The sequence below is a fragment of the Neisseria wadsworthii 9715 genome, from assembly GCF_000227765.1.
Lineage (GTDB): Bacteria > Pseudomonadota > Gammaproteobacteria > Burkholderiales > Neisseriaceae > Neisseria > Neisseria wadsworthii.
This window is the reverse complement of record NZ_JH165159.1, coordinates 430,892-435,021: the sequence shown is the minus strand read 5'-3', so window position 1 is coordinate 435,021 and position 4,130 is coordinate 430,892. Positions and strand designations below refer to the sequence as shown.

Below are 4,130 nucleotides of genomic sequence, written 5' to 3'. Positions count from 1 at the left end.
AGCTTGGGCCGTCTGCTCAGCCACACCGACGCGATGGGGCGCGTTACCCGCTACCAATACAGCAACGAGGGCCAAATCGAGACCGTCGTCCGCCCCGACGGCGCCATGCTGCATTTCGACTACGACGACAGCTACCGCCTCATCCGCAAAAGCGATGCCGAAGGAAACTACGACAGCTACACCTACGATGAAGCCGGTAATCTGCTCACCCACACCGACCCGCTGAAACACACCACCCGCTTCGAGTATGCCGACAACGGTTTGCTGCTGTCGGTAACCGACCCGAAAGGCAGCACCACCGAGTATCACTACGACCATAACCACCAGCCCGACCTGATTACCGACTGCTCCGGTTACCAAACCAAACTGGCCTACACCCCCGAAGGGCAGTTGGCGCGCATCACCGATGCCTTAGGCCGACACACCGAATACCATTACGACGCCAACCGAAACCTCACCCTCGCCCTTTATCCCGACGGCAGCAAAGAAACCTTCCGTTACGACAACGCCGACCGCCTAACCAGCCATACCGACGGCGAAGGCCATACCACCGCATACGAATACGGTCAAGACGGTTTGCCGACGCAAAGAACCAATGCGCTGGGCCACACCTTCGGCTACCACTACGACCAAGCAAGAAGGCTCATCGGCCTCACCAACGAAAACGGCGCCCGCTACCGCTTCGCCTACGACGTGCTCGACCGTTTGATTGCCGAGAGCGGCTTCGACCACAAACTGACCGCCTACCACTACAACGCCGGTAACGAACTGGTGCAGCAGAGCGAATACGGCGACGATGCTTCCGTAGCCGCCAAACTGATGGCGCAATACGGCGGCCAACCCGTTAAAAGCACAGACAGGACGCCGCTTTCAGACGGCCTTAAAGACAAAACCCCGCTCAGAATCACCGAGTTCCAACGCGACATCTTAGGCCGTCTGAAACACACCGTCGCCCACGACAGCAAAGGCAACATTCAGGAAACCGCTTATCATTACGACCTTAACGGCAACCTCGTCCGTGCCGCCAACCGACACGGCATTACCTGTTTCGACTACAACCCCAACGGTCAACTTATCGGCCAACACCGGTGGAAGGTACCGACTAAAGAAGAGAATGCCCGAAACGGCCTGCCGGAAACCGACTGGCGCGACCCGCAGTACGATATGCTGTTCCAACCGATTACCGACAGCATCCACTACCATTACGACTTCAACGGCAACCGCACCACCACCGTATTGCCCGACGGCCGCCAAATCAACTGCCTGTATTACGGCAGCGGCCACCTGCACCAAATCAACCTCGACGGCGAAGTCGTCAGCGACATCGAACGCGACAAACTGCACCGTGAAATCCAAAGGACGCAGGGAAAACTCACCAGCCGCTACGAACTCGACCCCGTAGGCCGTCTGAAAAAACAAATCGCCGCACTCGACAGCCTGTCTGAAAGCGGCAAAGCTGCCGTAGGGGCGGGTTATATACCCGCCCGCATCCCCGCCCAAACCGCCGTCAAACGCAGCTACGGCTACGACAAAACCGGCAACCTGCTCCACAGTACCGACCAGCGGACGGGTACCACGCATTTCGAGTACGACAAACTGGGCAGAATCACCCAAGCGGGCGACGAACGGTTCGCTTTCGACCCTGCGCACAATATCCTGTCAACCAACGGCCCAACCGTTTCAGACGGCCTCAACGCCGTAACCGACAACCGCATCAAACACTACAACGGCATCAGCTATTACTACGACGACCTCGGCAACCTGATTCACCGTGAACAGCCAAACGGCGAAGTGCAGAACTATTTCTACGATTTGCACGACCAACTCATTAGGGTGGAAATCCAACGCAAAGATGCCGACGGCAATTGGTATAAAGAGACATGGGTTTATACCTACGACGCGTTAGGCAGACGGGTAAGCAAAGGCCGTCTGAAAAACGGCGGGCTAGAAACCGTTGAAAGCGAAAGTGTTTCAGACAGGCATTCAACAGATCATGCCTGTCTGAATACACAGAACGGCAAAGATATTTTAGACAGTGAAATTGCCTTCCTGTGGGACGGCAGCCATCTGTTGCAGGAACAAAATTCAGACGGCCTATACACCTATATCTACACCGATACCGACAGCTACGAACCGCTGGCGCAAATTCACAGCTACACCGATACGGAAGGCGAAAGCAGACAAGAAACCAACTACTTCCACTGCGACCAAATCGGCATACCGCGCGAAATGACCGATAAAGACGGCAATCTGCTGTGGTTCGGGGATTATGCAGGTTGGGGCAAACTCAAATCGGAAACCAATATCACAAATGCGCATCAACCGTTCCGACTTCAAAACCAATACTTTGACCGTGAAACGGGCTTGCATTACAACTTCTTTAGGTATTACGAACCTGATGCAGGTCGGTTTGTTAATCAGGATCCGATTGGAATAATAGCTTCAGAAAATCTTTATGCGTTCGCACCAAATACTCAAAGATGGGTAGATATTTCAGGTGCAATGGCTCAAGTTGCTGCGGGTTGCGCCATAGGTGCTCCCTTCGGCGGGCCTGTCGGCTGTGCTGCCGGAAGTGCAATTGCTTTAGCCGCAACTGCCGTATTAGCAGTAGGTGCTGCTGTCGCAACGGCAGTCTCTACCTCACGTTCGACATCAACCACTTCATGTAGCAAGTGCAACTCTCGCCAACCTAAATGCCCACCCGATGTTTATGCGAAATTGAATGCTGAAGTAGGTAAATTTAAGGCTTTAACTCGAAAACTGGGCGGGTGCAAAAATGGAATGGGTATTTATGAGATTAAAAAAAGAATGAGCGCATGGAAAGGGGAGGCTATTGCTAGGGGACGACGTGAGAAACATTGTTGGGAAGGTGGAGATAGTGGGCATGGGCAAGCTATGACTCAAGCATGGCTTGCATATAATAATTGCAAAAAACTATTACCATAGTTTTTTATTTTAGGATTATAAAAATAATGATTTATCAAATACCTTATCGTTCATTACCTGAAAATGGGCTTATTTCAAGCCAATATAAAAATGATTTATATGTTATGTCTGATTATAAAAGTGATTTTGAATACTATGAAAATACTGATATAAGTCAAATTGAAATAGATGAACATCACTTAATTCCCTGGTGTTATTTTTCATCAGAGGGAGTAAATTATTTAATTCCTAGAATTATTTTTAGTATTCAAAACAATATATTTGATATTTCGATAAATATTCAAGACTTTGTCAATAATTTAATTTACGAAGAGAACTTAAAAAATTCATTAAGATATTTAAACCATAGCGAGCTAATAATTCTAAAAGATTTTTTTGAATGGTTACTATTTTATTCAAATAGACCAGAAAATATATTTGGAGAAAATACATTAATAAACAATATTGAATATATAGAAAATTTAATAAATACCGAAATGTTATAGATGACTATCTTTTGAGTTGGAGCTGGGAAAATACTGAACACCTACTAAAGAATCAATAACTTATGCAATAAAATTAAGAAATATGAAAATTTTATAAGCAGGGACTGGATATAATTAATTATGGAAGATGAAATCACATTAATAAAATCTAGGGAGTGGCCTGCAAAATTTCTAAATGTAGATGAAAGTTATATTGCCATTACACGTCCAGAAGATTTAGGCGGTTTCTTATATGCTAAATCTTTAAAACCAAATCAACAAATTGACTTCAATAAGCTAGATATTGCTTGCACAGATATAACGTGGGAAGGTTGGAACTATTTGCTACCGATTTTACAAAGACGCTATTTTGATAATCTACCTAATGAAATGGAAGATTGCTTGTTAAGTTTTTTTTGGTTTTTAGAAACAGATAATAATCTATCCAATCTATTAGTTTATCTAGACAGTGATGACTTAAAAAACTTTAAGGACTGGATTTCATTTATATTATTTTCTGGTAAAGATAATAATTCTTTCATTATAGAAAATGAATTACTCTCTATTTTAGAAAGAATGTGAAATTTTTAAGCAAGCTGTAGCCCATATAACATACTTCTTTAATCTGTAGCACGCGTGCCAACAGCACGCACGCGTTTTTATCCATTAGCATTTCAGCATAATACCCCATCATGGCCATCAACAAAATCGCCCGTAAGA

Annotated in this window: 3 protein-coding genes; all 3 read left to right on the top strand. The window is 46.1% G+C overall.

Features of this window, described 5'->3' with window-relative positions:
• The coding region (locus HMPREF9370_RS11730) for an RHS repeat-associated core domain-containing protein (RefSeq protein WP_169311357.1) at nt 1-2,946 on the top strand (2,946 nt) is incomplete at its 5' end.
• Nucleotides 2,947-2,972: 26 nt separating this feature from the next.
• On the top strand, nt 2,973-3,431 hold the full coding sequence (locus HMPREF9370_RS01835) for a hypothetical protein (RefSeq protein ID WP_009115573.1): 459 nt from the start codon (nt 2,973-2,975) through the stop codon (nt 3,429-3,431).
• Between the two features lie 120 nt (nt 3,432-3,551).
• Nucleotides 3,552-3,992 carry a hypothetical protein gene (locus tag HMPREF9370_RS01830; RefSeq protein ID WP_009115572.1) on the top strand — a complete coding sequence of 147 codons (441 nt, stop codon included), beginning with the start codon at nt 3,552-3,554 and terminating at the stop codon, nt 3,990-3,992.
• Nucleotides 3,993-4,130: the final 138 nt, after the last annotated feature.